The sequence below is a fragment of the Deltaproteobacteria bacterium genome, assembly GCA_016874755.1.
Classification (GTDB): Bacteria; Desulfobacterota; Binatia; order UBA9968; family UBA9968; genus DP-20.
This window is the reverse complement of the sequence record VGTH01000006.1, coordinates 37,737-54,066: the sequence shown is the minus strand read 5'-3', so window position 1 is coordinate 54,066 and position 16,330 is coordinate 37,737. Positions and strand designations below refer to the sequence as shown.

At 56.7% G+C, this 16,330-nt stretch carries 14 protein-coding genes and 1 pseudogene; 10 read left to right on the top strand and 5 right to left on the bottom strand.

Annotated elements, in window-relative coordinates:
* The first annotated feature begins 21 nt into the window (after window positions 1–21).
* The 4 genes from FJ145_05280 to FJ145_05265 all read left to right on the top strand — a co-directional run bounded on the left by FJ145_05280 (window position 22) and on the right by FJ145_05265 (window position 4,368).
* Window positions 22–1,098: an extracellular solute-binding protein gene (locus tag FJ145_05280; protein ID MBM4260839.1), complete on the top strand. Its 1,077-nt coding sequence runs from the start codon at window positions 22–24 to the stop codon at window positions 1,096–1,098.
* A 42-nt stretch (window positions 1,099–1,140) separates the two neighbouring features.
* Window positions 1,141–2,184 carry an extracellular solute-binding protein gene (locus FJ145_05275; GenBank protein MBM4260838.1) on the top strand — a complete coding sequence of 348 codons (1,044 nt, stop codon included), beginning with the start codon at window positions 1,141–1,143 and terminating at the stop codon, window positions 2,182–2,184.
* Between the two features lie 99 nt (window positions 2,185–2,283).
* The gene (locus FJ145_05270) at window positions 2,284–3,117 is read left to right on the top strand and encodes a p-hydroxycinnamoyl CoA hydratase/lyase (protein ID MBM4260837.1); all 834 of its coding nucleotides are present in this window, start codon (window positions 2,284–2,286) and stop codon (window positions 3,115–3,117) included.
* Between the two features lie 96 nt (window positions 3,118–3,213).
* Window positions 3,214–4,368 (top strand): acyl-CoA dehydrogenase, encoded by a 1,155-nt coding sequence (locus FJ145_05265; GenBank protein MBM4260836.1) that lies wholly within the window; start codon window positions 3,214–3,216, stop codon window positions 4,366–4,368.
* Between the two features lie 239 nt (window positions 4,369–4,607).
* Here FJ145_05265 and FJ145_05260 read toward each other — a convergent pair whose 3' ends face one another.
* Both FJ145_05260 and FJ145_05255 read right to left on the bottom strand, forming a co-directional pair.
* Window positions 4,608–5,873, bottom strand: a complete 1,266-nt coding sequence (locus FJ145_05260; GenBank protein MBM4260835.1) for a M28 family peptidase — start codon at window positions 5,871–5,873, stop codon at window positions 4,608–4,610.
* A 186-nt stretch (window positions 5,874–6,059) separates the two neighbouring features.
* Window positions 6,060–6,455, bottom strand: coding sequence for a VOC family protein (locus FJ145_05255; protein MBM4260834.1), 396 nt, complete (start codon window positions 6,453–6,455; stop codon window positions 6,060–6,062).
* Between the two features lie 320 nt (window positions 6,456–6,775).
* Between FJ145_05255 and FJ145_05250 the strand changes: the two are divergent.
* Window positions 6,776–7,048: pseudogene (locus FJ145_05250) on the top strand (hypothetical protein).
* Between the two features lie 143 nt (window positions 7,049–7,191).
* Here the strand turns inward: FJ145_05250 and FJ145_05245 are convergent.
* Window positions 7,192–8,214, bottom strand: a complete 1,023-nt coding sequence (locus FJ145_05245) for a hypothetical protein (protein MBM4260833.1) — start codon at window positions 8,212–8,214, stop codon at window positions 7,192–7,194.
* A 134-nt stretch (window positions 8,215–8,348) separates the two neighbouring features.
* Window positions 8,349–9,464: an amidohydrolase gene (locus FJ145_05240; GenBank protein ID MBM4260832.1), complete on the bottom strand. Its 1,116-nt coding sequence runs from the start codon at window positions 9,462–9,464 to the stop codon at window positions 8,349–8,351.
* 208 nt (window positions 9,465–9,672) lie between these two features.
* Between FJ145_05240 and FJ145_05235 the strand changes: the two genes are divergently transcribed.
* Window positions 9,673–10,737 carry an ABC transporter substrate-binding protein gene (locus FJ145_05235; protein MBM4260831.1) on the top strand — a complete coding sequence of 355 codons (1,065 nt, stop codon included), beginning with the start codon at window positions 9,673–9,675 and terminating at the stop codon, window positions 10,735–10,737.
* A 154-nt stretch (window positions 10,738–10,891) separates the two neighbouring features.
* Here FJ145_05235 and FJ145_05230 read toward each other — a convergent pair whose 3' ends face one another.
* A complete protein-coding gene (locus FJ145_05230) occupies window positions 10,892–11,935 on the bottom strand; it encodes an amidohydrolase (GenBank protein ID MBM4260830.1) in 1,044 nt (347 codons plus the stop codon).
* A 315-nt stretch (window positions 11,936–12,250) separates the two neighbouring features.
* Between FJ145_05230 and FJ145_05225 the strand changes: the two genes are divergently transcribed.
* From FJ145_05225 to FJ145_05210, 4 genes are all read left to right on the top strand, one after another.
* Window positions 12,251–13,369, top strand: coding sequence for a hypothetical protein (locus FJ145_05225; protein ID MBM4260829.1), 1,119 nt, complete (start codon window positions 12,251–12,253; stop codon window positions 13,367–13,369).
* A 247-nt stretch (window positions 13,370–13,616) separates the two neighbouring features.
* On the top strand, window positions 13,617–13,829 hold the full coding sequence (locus FJ145_05220) for a hypothetical protein (GenBank protein MBM4260828.1): 213 nt from the start codon (window positions 13,617–13,619) through the stop codon (window positions 13,827–13,829).
* A 92-nt stretch (window positions 13,830–13,921) separates the two neighbouring features.
* Window positions 13,922–15,004, top strand: a complete 1,083-nt coding sequence (locus FJ145_05215) for an amidohydrolase (GenBank protein ID MBM4260827.1) — start codon at window positions 13,922–13,924, stop codon at window positions 15,002–15,004.
* A gap of 227 nt (window positions 15,005–15,231) precedes the next feature.
* A complete protein-coding gene (locus FJ145_05210; GenBank protein MBM4260826.1) occupies window positions 15,232–16,320 on the top strand; it encodes an amidohydrolase in 1,089 nt (362 codons plus the stop codon).
* Window positions 16,321–16,330 lie beyond the last annotated feature (10 nt).

The window sequence follows — 16,330 nt, the reverse complement described above, 5'->3', positions numbered from 1 at the left end:
GGGAACTCGGAGTCAACCCGCATGCTTCCCCGAGGGGGCAAAATTCTTGGAGTAGAAAGAATGAGAAGTCGTTCGTTACTTGCAGCCTGTTTGTTTTTCTGCGTGTCCTCCTCCGCCTCCGCCCAAACCCGTTCCGTTGCCGATCTCGCTAACTACCGCGGTGCCGATCGCGAGCAGATGCTCCTGACTGGCGCGAAGAAGGAAGGCAAGCTCACCTGGTACACGAGTCTCACGGCGCATCGCGATATCGCCAACGTCTTCGAAGCGAAATATTCCGGTGTCAAGGTCGAAACCTATCGCGCCGCACCCAACGATCTGACGCGGCGGATGCTCTCGGAGGCGCAATCGAAGCGCAACATTGCCGACCTGCTTGAGACCACGCCGACGACCTTGATGATCATGCGCGAGCACAAGCTGCTTGCGCCGTATTATTCGCCGCACCTCGGCAATTATCCCGACGACTCCAAAGAGGAAGCGGATAAGACGCGTGTGTTCTGGACCACCGATCGCGAGTCGATCGTCGGCCTTGGTTACAACCGCAACATGATGAAAGCCGGAGAGGTGCCAAAGACTTTTGCTGACTTCGCCAAGCCGGAAAACAAGGGCAAAATCGGTGTCAGCGGCGATACCACCGGCGTGCGCTTTATCGGTGCGATGGTCGCGGCGAAAGGCGAAGAGTTCGTCAGAAATCTCCGGAGTTTGGATATTAAAGCGCATATGATCTCCGGCGGGGCGATGCATGAGCTGATGGCCGCCGGCGAGATGCATATGTCGATTTCGATCTTTCGCAATCACGTGTTGGCCGGCAAAGTCAAAGGCGCACCGACCGAGTGGGTGCCGCTGGATTTGAGCCCGGCCAACGCTGGCAGCATTGGCCTGCCCGCGGCGAGTAATAGCCCGCACGCGGCTTTGTTGTTCATCGACTTTTTGTTGAGTCCTGAAGGGCAAAAGATTTACGAGGAAAAATTCCGCTTTGCCGTGCCGACCAAGAATTACGGTTTTAAGCGCTGGTACCCGGAACAGGGCAAGACGTTGGAGCAGTATGAGAAGGCGGAGGAGCGCTGGAAGAAGCTGCTGCAGGAAATTACCAGGAAGTAATGAAGTAGTAAGGAGTGAATAGTGAGGAGTAAGGAGATCGGAATGCGAACGTACGCGGGGATTCTCGGTTTGGTTGCGTTATTGGGGGCGCCGTCGTGGCTCAATGCGCAAAGCAAGTCTCTCGCTGAATTGGCCAATTACCGCGGCGCCGACCGCGAGCAGATGCTCTTCGCGGGCGCAAAGAAAGAAGGCAGGCTCGTTTGGTACACCAGTCTGACTGCGCATCGGGACATCGCCAATGTCTTTGAAGCGAAGTATCCAGGCGTCAAGCTGGAGACGTACCGCGCCAGCGGCAACGATTTGACGCGCCGGATTCTCTCCGAGGTGCAGGCCAAGAAAAATCTCGCGGATATTTACGAGACTACGCCGCCGACCCTGATGGTCTTGCGCGATAGCAAGCTGCTGACGCCTTATTTTTCGCCATACCTGGTCAATTACCCAGCTGACTCCAAGGAAGAGGCGGACAAGGACCGGGTGCTCTGGACCACCGATCGCGAGTCGATCATTAGCCTGGGCTACAACCGCAATCTGATCAAAGCCAACGAGGTCCCTAAGAGTTTTGCCGATCTGGTCAAGCCCGAGAACAAGGGCAAGATCGGCGTCAGCGGTGACTCCACCGGGGTGCGGTTTATCGGTGCGGTGATCCGAGCGAAGGGTGAAGAGTTTGCTAAACAGTTAAGATTGATCGAGATGAAGATGCACATGATTTCGGGCGGCGCGATCCACGAGCTCATGGCGGCAGGCGAAATGCCGATGTCGATCTCGATTTTTCGCAATCATGTGCTGGCTGCGAAGCCGAAAGGCGCGCCGACTGAGTGGGTGCCGCTGGACTTGAATCCGACCAACGCGGGTGGCGTAGCACTGCCGCTGGTGGCGGCCAATCCCAATGGTGCCGTGTTGCTGGCGGATTTCCTGCTAAGCCCCGAGGGGCAAAAGATCATGGAAGAGCGCTTCCGCTTCGCTACGCCGACGAAGGATTACGGCTTCAAGCGCTGGTACCCCGAGAAGGGCGGCACCTTTGAGCAGTACGAGCGCAACGAAGAGCGTTGGAAAAAGTTGCTGCGCGACGTGGTCGTAAAGCGCTGAGCAGCGACAATCGCCAGGTTTTTTAGGGTTGACCGGTTGGTCGCCATTCTTCTTGCACGTTGCGCGCGACTAGAGTAGGACCTTGAGGAGTTTACAAACATTTTAGGAGGAAGTGCCGTGGCCAACTATCAAACCCTATTAGTCGATAAGAAAGATGGCGTGACGACGATCACGCTCAATCGGCCGGAGAAGCGCAACGCGATGAGCCCGCAGCTGCACCGCGACATGTACGATTGCTTGACCGACCTGCGCTACGACAAAGACACCCGCGTCATCATCATCACCGGTGCCGGCGAGAGCTTCTGCGCCGGCCAGGACTTGAAGCAATATTTTATTGAAATGGACTCCCAGCCCGACCGCGTGCGCGATGAAGTCCGTGAGAAATCGCGCCAATGGCGAAACGAAATATTGCGCAAAATGCCGCAACCCGTGATCGCCAAAATCAACGGTTGGGTGTTCGGCGGCGGTTTCACCGTGGTGACCGGCTGTGACATCGCGATCGCCGCGGACGACGTGCAAATGGGTTTGTCGGAAGTGAACTTTGGCCATTTCCCCGGCGGCGAAGTGACCATCGTTTTGACCGAACACCTGCAGCCGAAACATGGTCTCTATTATGCGCTCACCGGCAAGACTCTGACGGCCAAAGAAGCCGAACGCATCGGCCTCATCACCAAAGCCGTGCCGCGCGCCGACCTCGACAAAGAGGTGATGGAAATCGCCAACAATCTCAAGGAAAAAGCGCCGTCGGCGCTCAACGCTGTTAAAGAAGCCTGGTACTACACGTTCTATTCGAACCCGGAAGTCGCCTACGAAATCTCTGGCTTGATCTCCGATAAGGCGAAAGCCGCCATCGGCGGACGCCCGGGCTTGCAGCAGTTTGCTCGCAAGGAATACCGGCCGGGGTTGGGATCGTACAAGGTCGACAAGAACTAAGACAATTTTGGATTGTCGGAATCGGAGTCGGGTGATCTGAGCGTCTGATCCGATAATCGAAAATCCAAAAGCTAAAATCCAAAATGGAGGTTCAAGATGGATTTTAATTTGCCCGATGAATTGCAGATGCTCAAAGACACGGTGCGGAAGTTCGTCGATAAGGAATTGATCCCGATCGAGATGCACACGATCGAGAACATGGAGTTGAAGAAGGACATCCGCGAGAAGCTAGAAAAGAAAACCAGGGAGATGGGGTTGTGGATGTTCGACGTGCCGGAGGAATTCGGCGGCGGCGGGCTCGGTAGTTTGGCGCAAGTTTTGGTTTGGGAAGAGTTGTCGCGCACCGTGGCGCTGCCGTCGCGCGGCCAGGGCATCTTCGGCCCGGAGGTGCGGCCGATCCTCTACGCGCTCAATCCCGAGCAGAAGAAACGTTTCATGGACCCGGTGCTGGCGGGCGAAAAGAAGCTTTGCTTCATGCAGACCGAGCCGGATGCCGGCTCCGACCCCGGCTCGATGAAAACCCGCGCGGTACGGCAAGGAGATCACTACGTCATCAACGGCACCAAGCGGTTTATCACCGGTGCCGGCGATGCCGACTTCGGTCAGTTGATGGCGGTGACCGATCCGGCCAAGGGTTCGCACGGCGGCATTTCTTGTTTCATGGTCGACATGAAAACGCCGGGGCTGAATCTTGTCACGCGTTACAAAACCATGATGGGCGAGGAGCCTTGGCACATCACCTTCGACGACATGAAAATACCGGCTGAGAACCTTGTCGGTAAAGAAGGCGACGGCTTTCGTCTGGCGCAAAAATGGCTGGGCATCGGCCGCTTGAAGCACGGCGCGCGTGCGCTGGGTGTCGCCGAGCGCTGCATTGAGATGGGCGCTCGCTACTCGAAAGAGCGCATCACGTTCGGTAAACCGTTATCGGAACGGCAGGGCATTACGTTTAAGCTCGCCGATTCGTACGTCGAGCTACACGCCGCGCGTCTGATGGTCTACCAAGCGGCGTGGAAAAACGACCAGAAGCAGGACATTCGCCAAGAAGCCTACATGGCGAAACTGTTCGCCGACGAGATGTCATTCCGGGTTGTTGACCGCGTCCTGCAAATTCACGGCGGCATTGGTTTGACGTTGGACTTGCCGTTAGCGAAATGGTTCGTCGACCAGCGCAGCCGGCTGATCACCGAAGGCGCGTCGGAAGTCATGCGCATGGTCATCGCACGTGAGATCTTGAAGAAATACAATTAGGAATTAACCACAAAGGGCACAAAGGCGCGGGTTGCGCGCTCGGATTCGGAAATTAACCGCAAAAAGCGCAGAAGGCGCAAAATAATCCGGATGTAGGGGCGCGATTCATCGCGCCCGGGACTCGGAAGGATTTAACCGCAAAGTGCGCAAGGAACGTAAAGTAAGATCCGATTCGGATCGGAGAATGGCCGCAAAAGACGCAAAAAGCGCAAAAAATAATTCAGATGTAGGGGCGGGTCTTAGACCCGCGCTTTTTTTTCCTTGTGCCGCGCGATGATCCCTTGGTGCGTACAGGCTTCATGCACCATGCTGGCTGCGATTTTGGTTGCCGCGGTTAATTGGTCTTTATTGATCCGGTCCAATGTGTCTCCCGCAGTGAGCAAATAACCCAAATCCGAATCCGGCTCGTTGAAACCCGAAACCAGCCGCAGTGCCGGAATACCGTGTCGGGCGAAGTTGTAATGATCGGAGTTGGCCATCATCGGTGGATGAGTTGCGATCGATGTGCCGCTCTTGCGCGCGCAGTGGTCAACAAAAGCGTTTAGCTCTTCGAACTCGCTCGTTAGCGCTGTCAGTTTTGAACCGCCAACCAACGAATCCAAATTGATCACCAGCGTGATCTTGCGCCGTTCGGCTTCATTCAATTCGTCGACGTATGCGCGCGAGCCCAACAAGCCCCATTCCTCGATCGTGAAGAAGATAACACGCAGGCCGCGCCGCAGTGTCGCGGCCATGGGCACGAATGTCTCTGCGACCGTGAGCGCGGCGGCGACGCCGGTGGCGTTGTCGATGGCGCTCTGCGCCAGATCGTGGCCGTCGTAGTGGGCGCAGACGACGACCCACTCGTCCGTTTGGCCGGGCATTTCGGCGATGAGATTTTCTGCGGTGGCGGAGCCGGTCCGGGTTTTCACAGTGAGATGAATGCGCGGAAAGCTGGCGTCACCTCGCGCCAAGACTTCGGCTCCTTCGTGGGTGATTCCCAGCGCAGGAATATCTTCACCGCCGGATGAACCCGTGACGACGATGTCATCTGGAATGTGGCTGGCGATGAGAAACCCCGCTGCGCCACGCTCTTTCGCCCAGCCATATTTCACGCGCCGATGAATGTGCGTGGTTGAAAACATGTACTCGTGGCGCACGAGCACAAAGCGGCCAGCTATTTCGTACCCGTGCGCTTCAAAATCTTCGAGCGTGCCGCGGCCGAGATCGACGACCTCGGCTTCAATCCCTTCGGGCGGTGTCGATGGCGAGCGAACCAGAGGATGAGAGTGAAGGGTGAGGGGGGCAGGAGCAAGGAGTTTCAAAGCCCAGGAGTCTCGCGACCAGCCGTTGTACGGAACTCGGTGAATATCGACGTGCCGGCTGGTGGCTTGTGCCAGTCGAGCTTTAAGAAAGTCGCGCGCTTTGGCTTCGCTGTCGCTGCCCGCGAAGCGCCCGCCGAAGGTGCAGAGAGTTTCGAGATCGGATTGGAGGTTCGCGGATCGAAATACGAAGTCTGAGCTCATCTTATCAACGAGGCCAACTGTTTGAACGCCGCCTCGGTTCCGATGTAGGCGCAGGTTTAAAACCTGCCCGGGCCGGGATGGGGCGGTTGATCCCCCCGCACTCCGCCGCCGCCCGTGGGCGGGTCTGAGACCCGCTCCTACATTCCGGAACCTTTGCGGCCTCTGCGTTCTCTGCGCGAGATATTCCTAATTCTCTTTGGCGAAGGACAACTCCCAGCGATTGCCGTCGGGGTCGAAGACATTGATCGAATAATTATCCGTGCCGCGGTGCGGCCGGACTTTCTCGACGATGGCGCCGGCGTCCATCACCATTTTTAGCGCGTTGTCTTTTTCCTGCCATGGGATATTCAACGTGTGATGCGGGTCGGGTGCGCGCGGGCCTTTGGAGCCGTCGAATATATGCACTTCGAAATTGCCCAGGCGCACGTCGATTTCTTTCACTTGGCCGTTCTTGATCTGCTCTTCGGTTGGTTCAACGGTCTTGGTGATCTTGCCGCCGAGGATTTTCGTGTAGAACTCCACCGATCGATTAAGATCTTTAACACTCATGGCGAAAGTGCGGATGCTTTTTACGTCAAACATGGAAACCTCCTGAATGGACGGTTCAAAAATATTGCCGCACGGGTTTGGTTGTCAAGCAATCAGCGTAGGCAAGCATCGCGAATTTGTAGGGGTAGGCCCCCGTGCCTTCCCGGGGGTAGAGGACGGGCAACTGCCCCTACATCAAGACGCACAGATTGAACGTGTAGACCTCCTGAAACGTAGGGGCAGGTTTCAAACCTGCCCGGGGATGGTGGTGTGGGGTTTTCGCCACCGCCGCCGCGGGCGGGTCTGACACCCGCCCCTACGTCGGAATCGGCGATGGGTTGCAGTGACGCCTGTTTGTGATTAGTGATTCCGCGATGGACGACAAGCGAAGCAGACCGCAACGAAAGTCGATACGGCTGCGTGGTTACGACTACGCTGAGGCCGGTGCCTATTTTGTGACGATCGTCGCCCAAGATCGCGCCTGTCTGTTTGGCGAGGTTTCGGATGGAAAGATCAGTTTGAACGATGCCGGCCGTGTGATTCAAAAAACATGGGAAGAATTACCAAAACATTATCCCGGTGTGGAAAGCGATGCATTCGTAGTTATGCCGAACCACGTTCACGGAGTTGTGAGCCTGCCAGGCGCTATTCAACGAGAATCCGATGTAGGGGCAGGTCTGAGATCTGCCCGGGTGGGGTTTGGGGGTGGGCGTTCTTCATGCAGTCCCCGCCGCGCCGCGGGCGGGTCTGAGACTCGCCCCTACGAAATGCGTCACGTGATTCGCGTGCGTTATTCCATCAACGTCTTTACCCGCGCCACGACGTCTGCAGGCTGTACTACGACCTGCTTCGCCAATGCTTGCAGCTCTTCACCCGGAGTGGGTGTGATGTCGAGGTCTTTTCGTTTTGCTTCCACCAGCAGTTCAGCATCACCCAAGGTTTTGATCAGTGCGTCGCGCAGGATTTTCACTGTGGCCGGGGCGACCGCAGGGGGCGCAACAATGGGGCGGCCGAAGTCGTTGGCGGCTAGGATCAACGGCAGCAGGCGGCGCTGCGCCTCGGGAGTTTTATATTCGTTCATCAACTCGTAAATCGTCGGCGTGTCGGCGAGACGCGGGTCGCGGCTCTGGCCGGTTTGCATCAAAATCCGCGCGAAATTTTTCTTGCGCCAGGTGTGGTAAGGCTCTCTCGAATGATACGCCTGAATCGTAAAGGCGCGGCAATGCAGCTCGCCGCGCTCGACGGCGAGATCGATTTCCGCACCGCCTTTGTAGCCGGAGATGACGGTAAATTTCGTGCCGAGAAGCTCTTCCAGCAGTTTGGGGAAGTAGGTGCCCGAGGTGCCGGGGCCGGTGGAGCCGCATTTGGGCGGCTCCTTGGCTTTACGCACGTCGGCCAGCGTCTTGTACGGCAAGTCGGCGCGCATGTAGAGCAAACTCTCCGACTTGTCCGAGCTGCCGAGCCAATTGAACTTGGCCCAGTCGTACTTGACCTCGGGCTGTTTGAGCAGCTGATTGAAATACATCGACGGCTGCAGCGCGCCGATCGCCGTGCCGTCGCTCTTGGCAAGGCCGTAAACATAGTTGGTGCCGATCAGTGAACCCGCGCCGGGCATATTCTGGACGACGAAGCCGGGGTTGCCGGGGATATGTTTGCCCATGAACTGGGCCACAAGCCGAGCGTAAATGTCGTAGGCGCTGCCCGTGCTGGAGGAGCTGATCACCGTGATGGTTTTGCCTTGGTAGAATGGCGCCTGCGCCCAGAGGTTCGAATGCAGAAGCAGGATCACAGCGATGACTATTGTAACGATCATAGGCTCTCCGCCTTCCAAATGTACGGGCAGGTTGCAAACCTGCGCGGGCGGTGGTGTGGGGCTGCATCTCCGCCGCCACCGCACGCGGGCGGGTCTTAGACCCACCCCTACATCGATGCGTTAAATTCGCCGATTCATGCCAAGCCGTAAAACCGTTTGGGATTTTCGCACATGATTTTTTCGACCAACGCCGGCGACAAATCTTCCCGCGAGCGCATGGTTTGAACCAACGCCTTCTCTTCCGCGGGGTCGTTGTGGCCGTAGTCGGAACCGATCAGCAAGTTGTCTTCGCCGATGTAGCCCGCCAAATAGGGGATGTCTTCGTCGGCTTCGCAGGCGACGTAGATGCGATATTCACGAAACAGCTCTTCGCATGAGCTAAATTTCCAGCGCGCTTTGGGAAAGCTCGGCCGTGGGCGCGCTGAGCGTTTCAAGTGATGGTAGAGAAACGGCACCCAGCTTGCCGACACTTCCAAGAAACCAAACTTCAAATCGGGAAATTTTTCCGGGATTTCGCCCGCGACCAAATCGCGAAAACCAATAATTGGCGGGCAATGGGATGTCGCAAAGGTGCCGTTCAATTCTAGATCGAAAAACTCCAGCAGGTGGCGGCAGCTCTGGCCGGTGTGGACGCAAATCGGCAGGCCAAGCTTTTCCGCTTCGGCATAGATCGGTGTGAAATGCGGATTGTTCAACGTGAGCGATCCCATGATGCCGCTAAAGAAAAGGCCGACGGCGCCGTTTTGTTTCGCCTCGCGCATTTGCGCGATGGATTCATCGACCGATAGATATGGCAGGACCGTGACCCAGCGCAAGCGATTGTTCGACTTGCGGTAGACCTCGCCGAGAAATTTGTTGTAAGCGCCGCACAGCGCGATCTGAAGATCTTTGTCGTCGGTGACGTCAATTAAAAATAACGTCGGATAGATCACCTGGGTTTGCACGCCTGCCGTGTCCATGTCGGCAAGGCGCGCGGGCACATCGGTGATTTCGCGGCAGCCGAGCGCAATGTCGGTGCGATTGATTTCGCGCTTGGATGCGGTCGGCGTGATGATGCGAAAGCCGCCTTTGCCGGAGGCTTTCGGGTATATGTTACCGTCGATGAGCCAAAGCACGTTGAAGTCGCGGTAGAGCGTGTCATCGGGCGCCGAGACCATCACGGGTCGGCGGTGATGCATTTTCGGATCGAAGTGTTTCCACATGCTCTCCGATTCGGCGATGTGGGTGTCGGCGTCGATGATTCCAGGCATAAGTCCTCCGCGCGTTCAGGTGATATGTAGCGAGGATTGGCGGGCAACGTCAAGCTGAAGAAATCTTGGGACCAAACAGTACCGCCTCGGTTGAATCCGACGTAGGGGCGGGTTTGAAACCCGCCCCGGGAGTGGTTAGGGTGGCGTGTTCGGAGGCACCCCACCCCGCGCCGCGCGGGCAGGTTTGAAACCTGCCCCTACATGCAAAATGCGGTTGCGATCACAAAGCTCAATTGACAGATGGACGACTGCTCCTTATGATCTCCGACAAAATTATTTCGAGGTGAAAATGCCGTTAAAAAAACTTCTGAAAGTCTTTTCTGTCGTTGCTTGTGTTCTTGTCGTCGTTTCTGCGGCTCACGCTCAAAACAAGATCCGCGCTTCCTATAGCTCTGTCAGCGGCATCTTCACGCCGGTGTGGATTGCGACCGATGAGAAGCTGTATCAGAAGCACGGCACCGACGCCGATCTGGTTTACATCGGCGGCTCCGCCGTCGCGGTGAGCGCGCTGATCGCGGGTGAAATCGATTTCATCTACGGCGGCGCCGATCCGATCATTGCCGGCATCTTGGCGGGTGCCGATCTCACGTTGGCTGGGTTCATTTCCAACACGACGCCGATCAGTCTCTGGGTCGGTGCCAATTCGGGCATCAATAAAGTTGAAGATCTCAAAGGCAAGACCGTGGCGGTGACTCGGTTGGCGTCGAGCACGGCTTACATGGCCAAAGTTGCCTTCGCCCAGGCAAAGCTGGAACCGATTAAAGATATTCCGCTGATCGGCTCGGGAGGCTATCCCGAATCGCTGGCAGCGATGCAAGCCGGCAAGGTGCAAGGAGCGATGTTGTCGCCGCCGTTTACCTACCGCGGCGAGGCGATGGGTTTTAAGAGAATCTGGAATGGCGCCGGCGTCGAGTATCCGTCGTTTGTGCTGGCGACGCGCAAGACTTTCATTCGCGACTCCGCGGACCGTGCGCAGCGGGCGTTCAACGCCGTCGCCGAAGGGGTGCATATTTTTCGCACCGACAGAGAACGCGCCATGCGCGTCATGGGGAAGTACACCAAGATCAAGGACCGGACGATCCTGGAAAATACCTACGCCGACAACAAAGATGTCTATAGTCCGACGCTGCGACCGACGGCGAGTGGGATAAGACCCATCTTGGAAGTACTCGCGGCGACCAATGCGAAAGCGGCGAATGCCAAGCCGGAACAGTTTATCGATGGGACGCTATCGCGCCGGTTGGAAGAGAGCGGCGTGACGAAGAAGTTCTGAGGAGAGATTTAACCGCAAAGAACGCAGAGAACACAAAGTTCGGATAAGTCTGACTCACCACGAGGAGGCACGAACGACACGAAGTTCGGAGAAGATTATTTTTCAGCTTCTGGTTCTTTCCTTCGTGCTCTGCGCGTCTTCGTGGTGAAAAGAATCAAGCCATATTATAAAACCGTTTGGCATTTTCGCTAAACACTTTTCGTTTCACTCGTTCCGATAAATCCGTCCGCTCCCAGAACTCCGGGATGTCTTTGGCGAAGACGCCGGCTTCGCGCTCGTGCGGGAAGTCGGTGGGGTACATCATGTAGTCTTCACCCATCTCGCGGGCGACCACGTCCAATGTCTTCTCGTCGGTTTCGCAGGTGACGTAAATGTTGCCGCGCTTGAAATATTCGCTCGGTTTAACGCTCAGGGGGAAGTGTTTGCGTTTGCGGTCGATGTGATCTTTTTCGTCCAGGCGGTCCATCATATAGGGAATCCAGCCGGCGCCGGCTTCGAGATAACCCACCCGCAGTTTGGGAAACAGGTCGAAGACACCGTCCAAGACCATGCTGGTCAACTGGATCATCTGCGCGATGGGGTGCTCCAACGTATGGATCATCGACATGGTCTGGAGAAAATCGAAACCCAAGTTGGCGCTCACGGCGCCGTGAACGGTGAGCGGGACGTTCAATTCCTGGGCTACTTTATAGATCGGGTGGAAATCCTGGTGGCCGAAGCCTTTGCTCAGGTTGGTCACGGCTGGTAGCAGGCCAGCGACCATGCCGTAGTCATTCACGCAGCGGCGCAGCTCGTTAGCTGCTTCTTGGGGATTTTGCACCGGCAGCAGCGCCACGCCTTTCAAACGTTTGTCGACCTTGCAATAGCGATCGCAGAGCCAGTTGTTGTACATGCGCGCGACGACACAGGCCCAGTCGTGGTCCTGAATCAACCCAGCCGAGAGGGCGGCGGTGGGGTAGAGCACCGCGGCGGAGATCTTCGAGCCTTCGATGAATTGAATCCAACTATTCACGTCGACTTTGGTGACTTTGTTCAAGCCACGGACAAAGCCGCGCGGCCAGCCGTCGAGAGAAGGGAAGATTGAAAATGTTCCGGTGCGGCGGTGACCGGTGTAATCGCCGTCGAAATACTGCTCCATCTCGGCGTCGGTCTCTAAAACGTGACCGTCGGCATCGATGACTGTGACTCCGTCTAGCATGAGAAATCCTCCGAGTTTGCGCGCTGGCTATGATTTGTCTTGGCTTAACATCGCGGCGCGACGGGAGTCAATGCGTTGTTCCGGTTCCTCCCTTCCGCAAAGGAGGTTAGGAGGGATTTTTCGTAGTTCAAGTATTTCCACCGATGTGGAAAAGTCACGAGCTTCTCTGCCCCCCTTACCCCTCTTTTCCAAAAAGGGGGTTACTCGGATGAGGACACCTTCTCCGATTCACGATTCACCAACCACGATTCCCGATTGACAGCCGTTTCGCCACCGTGGTTTAAGAGCGCAGAACGACTGGCCAGGAGGCAAACCATGATCAACGGTTACAAAATTTACGACGCCGACGCCCATGTGAACGTGGCGCCGGAGATGTGGGCGGACTTGCCGAAAGAGTTCGCAGCGCGGCGGCCACGGCCGGCGTTGATTCATGACGGCGGCGAGCTGGCGAAATTTACAGCGGGATGGCTTACGGACGGGCGCATGGAGCCGCACGCGCTCGGTCCAGGTTTACAGCCGGCGACTGCGCCACGCTGGGTGGTCGAAGGACCCAGTCGCGGTTCGCTCACTGTCGTCGATCCCGAGGCGCGCCTGCGCGATCTCGATCAGCTTGGCATCGATGTGCAGTTTCTTTTTCCATCGACGCTCTACGCCCGCTGGACCGCCGATGCGCGCTTCGAAGCAGCGTTGTTTCGTGCTTTTAATCGCTTCATCGCGAGGCAAACCAAACCCTATTCAAAACGGCTCAAGTGGGCTGGTTTGATTCCGTTGCGCCATCCGCGTGAATCGATCGCAGCTTTGGAAGAAATGTCGCGCCTCGGTGCCTCCGCCGCCGTCGTCTTTGGCACCGCCTACGATAAGATGCTGTGCGATGACGAGTTCAACGACTTCTGGGATGAGTTTGCGCGCTACAACCTGCCGCTGTGCGTGCACATGGCGGCGAGCTTTCCGGCTTTCGATCCCTGCGTCGAGACTTTTCTCGACGCCCACGCGCTGAGCATGGCACTGCCGGCGCAGATGGCCTTTGTCGCGCTGCTCGGCCATGGTTTTCTCGATCGCTATTCCGACATGCGCATCGCGTTTATGGAGTTCGGCGCCGAGTGGCTGTTCTATCAGGTCGGGCGCATCGATCACTACATCGAGCGCGACCGAGAGATCCAGCCGCCGGTGCTCGAAGCCAAAATGCCCAAGCGGACGATGAAAGAATATTTGAAGTCAGGCCGCTTCTTCATCTGCGGCGAAATGGAAGATCCATTGATGAAAGAAGAGATTGCGATGTTAGGTGAAGATCAACTGCTGTTCTCATCGGACTATCCGCATGGCGAGGGGCGTGAAAACGCCGCGCAGGAGCTGGTAGCGCGAAGCGACATCACCGAAGAGCAGAAACGGAAGATTCTGTATGATAACCCGGTGAAATTGTTCGGTGCCGTGTGATTAGCATCCGAAATTTGTAGGGGCAGGTTTGAAACCTGCCCAGGCGGGGCATGGGTGGGGGTTCCCACAACCTCGCCTGCGGGCGGGTCTGAGACCCGCCCCTACGAAGATGCAATTGCGGTTGGTCGATAACCTTGAAGAGTTCGGTTTATTCATAATAAGAATGGGAGTGCAGAGCGGAGGCACCTCATGGAACTAGCGACGCTGCAAGACAAATGAAACGTTTACCGTAATCGAGGGCGCGGGCGTGATCGAGCATGGCGATGGCAGCACGACCAAGGTCGAAAAGGGCAGCGTCGTGCTGCTGCTGGCAAAATATGACTACAACATCAAGAACAACGGCGACACGGTGCTGGCGCTGCTTGGCAACCGCGCCGAAGGCTTTGGCGGGCCGACGATTTATCTCGATCCGGCCATGAACGAGAAGATGACGGGGCGCAAACAGTTTGGGGATATTTGATAAGCGTTTGTCGTCTAGGGTCTAGCGTTAACGGAATCCGAAAACGCCAAACCCCAGACGCTAGGCGCTGAACCCTTAACTAGGAGAGTTCCATGGGCATTATCGACGCTGACACACATATCGATGAAACCGAAGATACTTGGGAGTTCATGACCGGTGACGATCTCAAGTACAAACCGACGACGCAGTATCCGCCGAACCCAGACCCAACGAAGGTGCCGACGCGCTATTGGATGATCGATGGGCGGCGCAACCTGCGCTTCATTCGCAGCGACGAAGAGTCGGGCACGGTGGTCGAGTCGCGCGAGTTGCTCGACGTAAACGTTCGGCTCAAGCACATGGACCAGATCGGCACCGACATTCAGGTGATCTACCCGACGTTGTTTCTCATGGAAGTGACGGAGAAGCCGGAGGTCGATACTGCGCTAAGGCGGAGCTACAACCGCTGGCTCGCCGACCGTTGCGGCAAAACCGGTGGCCGTTTGCGCTGGGTTTGCCTGCCGCCGCTGCACAACATGGACGAGGCGATCAAGGAGCTGCGCTTTGCCAAGGAGCATGGCGCCTGCGGCGTGCTTAAGAAAGGCGACCGCGAGGCCGGCAAATGGATCGCCGATCCCTATTTTTTCCGGTTCTACGAAGAAGCGGAGAAGCTCGATCTGGCGATTTGTATCCATACCGGCTCGGGGACGCCGGACTTTATGCCGGCGAAGGATTTTTCTTTGGCGCAGTTTTGGCGCACCAAGGCGCCGACGATCAATGGTATCGAGACTTTGATCGTGCACAATATTCCGCAGCAGTTTCCCAAGCTGCGCTTTGCTGCGGTCGAGGCGGGCGCTTCGTGGGCCAGCTTTGTCGACTACGACATGCGCCGGCGGGTGCAGAACCGCGTCGGGCGGAGAAGTGTGTTGGGCAGCCCCGAGACCAAGCTCGAAAACAATATTTTTAAAGACAATCGCATTTACATTACCTGCCAGGTTGACGAGGACTTGCCGTCAATTCTGAAATACGTCGGCGAAGACAACCTCATCGTCGGCTCCGACTACACGCACCGCGATCCGTCGATGGAGTTGGAATTTCGCGCGCTCTTGGAGCAGCGCGCCGCCAATGGCGAGATTCCGAAGTCGGCCGTGGGTAAGATTCTCTACGACAATCCGAAAGCGCTCTACGCGTTCTGAGGTCGGAATATGTTCGCGCAAAGGCGCAAAGTCGAAAACCTTTGTTCACCACTGTTCACCACGAAGGACGCGAAGTTCGGAAGAAGATAAAAGTCTTTATCTTTTTCCTTCGTGATCTTCGTGCCCAGCGTGGTGCATGGATTTGCCGCACTGCCGCCCCTCTTTCATCTTGCCCTAAACCATACTAAAAAAGTTAGCATTGCTGCATTTTCAAGGAGAGTTTGACCGTGGGAATCATTGACGCTGACACACATATCGACGAGACCGATGCGACCTGGGAATACATGCCGGAGAGCGACCTGCCATACAAGCCGACGACGACGTATCCAACCAATCCCGATCCGAAGTTGCCGCCGGCGCGCTACTGGGTGATCGACGGGCGGCGCCAAGTCCGCTTTGTCCGCAGCGACAAAGACTCCGGTACCGTGGTCGAATCGCGCGAGCTGTTGGATATCAACGTGCGTTTGAAACACATGGACGAGCTGGGCACCGATGTCCAAGTGATCTACCCAACGCTATTTTTGATGGAGGCCACCGAAAAGCCCGAAGTCAGCACGGCCATGCGCAAGAGCTACAATCGCTGGCTCGGCGATCGCTGCTCGAAGTCCAACGGCCGGCTGCGTTGGGTGTGCATGCCGCCCGTGATGAAAATGGATGACATGGAAAGCGAGCTGCGCTGGGCCAAAGAACACGGTGCCTGCGGCGTGCTTAAGAAAGGCGATCGCGAAGCGAACAAGTATCCCGCCGATCCCTATTTCGATCCACTCTTCGCGGCGGCGGAAAAATATGATCTGGCCGTCTGCATTCACACCGGTTCCGGCATTCCCGACTTTTCTCCGGCGCGAGAGTTCTCCCATGGGCAGTTCATGCGCACCAAAGCGGGCGTGATCAACGCGATCATCGGCCTGGTCGTGCACAAGATACCGCAACGGTTTCCCAAGCTGCGCTTTGGCGCCATCGAAGCCGGCTCCATGTGGGCGCCATTTGTCGAGTACGATCTGCGCCGCCAGGCGTTTAGGCAACAGGGCCGCGAGACGGTTGGGGTGTTGGGCATACCGGACCTCGAGCTCTCTGGCAATGTTTTTAAGGATAACCGCATTTATATTACCTGTCAGGTTGATGAGGACCTGCCGTATATTCTCCGCTGCGTCGGCGAGGACAACCTGATTGTCGGTTCGGATTACACGCACCGCGATCCATCCATGGAACTGGAGTTTCGCAAGGAGCTCGAGAAACGTGCCGCCAAGGGAGAACTCACGGAGCGGGCGATCCAGAAAATTCTCTACGACAATCCCAAAACGCTCTACGCGTTATAATCCGCTGAGG